Origin of the sequence: Planktothrix sp. FACHB-1355 (assembly GCF_014748295.1) — a bacterium.
GTDB lineage: Bacteria > Cyanobacteriota > Cyanobacteriia > Cyanobacteriales > Aerosakkonemataceae > Aerosakkonema > Aerosakkonema funiforme_A.
In genome coordinates, this window is record NZ_JACJUP010001253.1 from 1 (window position 1) to 1932 (window position 1932).

General features: G+C 44.7%; 3 protein-coding genes. All 3 read left to right on the forward strand.

Annotated elements, in window-relative coordinates:
• Nucleotides 1-340: 340 nt before the first annotated feature.
• Nucleotides 341-805, forward strand: coding sequence for a hypothetical protein (locus H6S82_RS31320; RefSeq protein WP_190469090.1), 465 nt, complete (start codon nucleotides 341-343; stop codon nucleotides 803-805).
• 16 nt (nucleotides 806-821) lie between these two features.
• The gene (locus H6S82_RS31325) at nucleotides 822-1385 is read left to right on the forward strand and encodes a glutathione S-transferase family protein (RefSeq protein ID WP_190469086.1); all 564 of its coding nucleotides are present in this window, start codon (nucleotides 822-824) and stop codon (nucleotides 1383-1385) included.
• 200 nt (nucleotides 1386-1585) lie between these two features.
• A partial coding sequence (locus H6S82_RS31330; protein ID WP_191057344.1) for a type II toxin-antitoxin system HicB family antitoxin occupies nucleotides 1586-1932 on the forward strand: 347 nt, incomplete at its 3' end.

Genomic DNA, 1932 nt, shown 5'->3' on the forward strand with positions numbered 1-1932 from the left:
CGATCTGTCTGTTGTGTCACTTGCTTATGTGTCTTAAGTAAGATAAACGGACGTTGCAGCTAATCTGTTTGACACCAAATCAAAGTTTAGTTCGCAGCCATCTCCGTCTCGTAGGGGAGAATGAGGGTGGGTGGTCAATTTTAAAATTGTCTACCCAGTATAAGCTACAGTCTCCCGGTCGGGTATTCCCGAAACGGCTTTTTGAGGCCAACAAACCCCTCAGCAATCTCTATCGCGACTTTGCACAGCCGATCCGGAAAGTTCGACTGTAACCTTTTGAGCGGTAAAATCCTACGTTATAGAGACTTTCGATCTTTTGAACGATTAAATCGAAACACCCATGACTACTGCTTTTCTGCATCCCAATGCCCCTGATGTATCGGCGGAAGACTATCTGGTACTCGGCTTGGCAACCTGCTTTATTAAAGAAGACGGAGAAGTTCATCAGGTTCCTGTTGTGGAACCTATCCCCTCAGCAGCTTTGGAAGCTCTTGTCAAGGGCATTCCTACTTCTTACCAAATTGCTTGTGCGACAACCTTGGGAGCGGTACTAGCGGGCGATACACCCCAGAAGCCAGTAGAATTCCCACAGTCGGCGCAGTTCTGCGATGAGTTTGCCGAACGGGCGATCGCCGCAGTCCGCACTTACAAACGTCGTCCCGTGGCTCAGTCTCTGATTCCCCAGGGTACGATCCGCCGGGACTTTAACTACTCTACAGAACGCAAGCGCGTGCTGAACTCTCAGCGCATTGTCAGAACTGAGGATAATGTAAAGCAGCACGAATACACTCATAAAGTTCTTTAACCAAATTTTAAGAAAGATGTTGAAACTATATGGTGGTGGTCGCAGTCGGGCCACAATTCCCCAGTGGTATCTGGAAGAACTGGGTGTTCCTTACGAATTTGTCACGCTGGATTTGCAAAATGGGGAACACCGCCAGCCGGAATACCTAGCAATTAACCCGATGGGGAAGGTTCCCAGCATAATGGATGGGGATTTTAAGCTTTGGGAATCTGGGGCGATTCTGCTTTATTTGGCAGAGAAGTATGGCAATCTGTCAGCTGAGCCAGAACAGAAGGGTGCGATCGCTCAGTGGGTGTTGTTTGCCAATTCTACATTGGGGAATGGCATTTTTATCGAAGCGAATCGCGATCGGGAAATGCCGCGTTTGTTAGGGCCACTGAATCAAATGTTTGAGGGGCAACCTTTTGTACTCGGACAAGAGTTCAGCGTTGCAGATGTGGCAGTCGGTTCTATTTTAGCTTACATTCCCATCATGCTGAAACTCGATTTGAGTGCTTATCCAGCCGTTTTGGATTACATGAAGCGTATTTCCGAACGACCTGCTTTCCAAAAGGTGTTTGCCGCACGCGCTACAGCCTGAGTGCGATCGGTTTAGGTTTAAAAAAGAGATTTCTTGCTATTCAAGAAGTCTCTTTTTTTTATGATGATTTTGCCGAAATACTAGGTCAATTAAAGTAACATCTTTAGCTGGATTGAGTAGGATGGATGAGATGCAGGTTCGTTCACATATAATTGACATATAGGTTATAATTCCTAAAATAGAATAGGAGGAATTGGATAATGAAAACTACTTTATTAGATGAATCAGAGCAAAAATTGGCTCAATTAAGTTACTCAGTAATAGTTGAGATGGAAAAAGAAGGAAAATATAAAGCTACAGTGTGGGGGTTGCCGGATTGTGAAGTGACTGGAGATACACGGGAAGCTGCGTTAAAAAGTATTAACCAGCTTTTAACAGCGCGGTTAGAAAATGCTGAAGTTGTCGTGCAAGAAATAGCTTTACCTAAATCGGAAAATCCTTGGATAAAGTTTGCGGGAATGTATAAAGATAATCCTCTTTTTAATGAGATGATTTCTGAGATGGAAGCTTATCGGCGCGAAGTTGATGCGGAAATGGAGGAGTATTA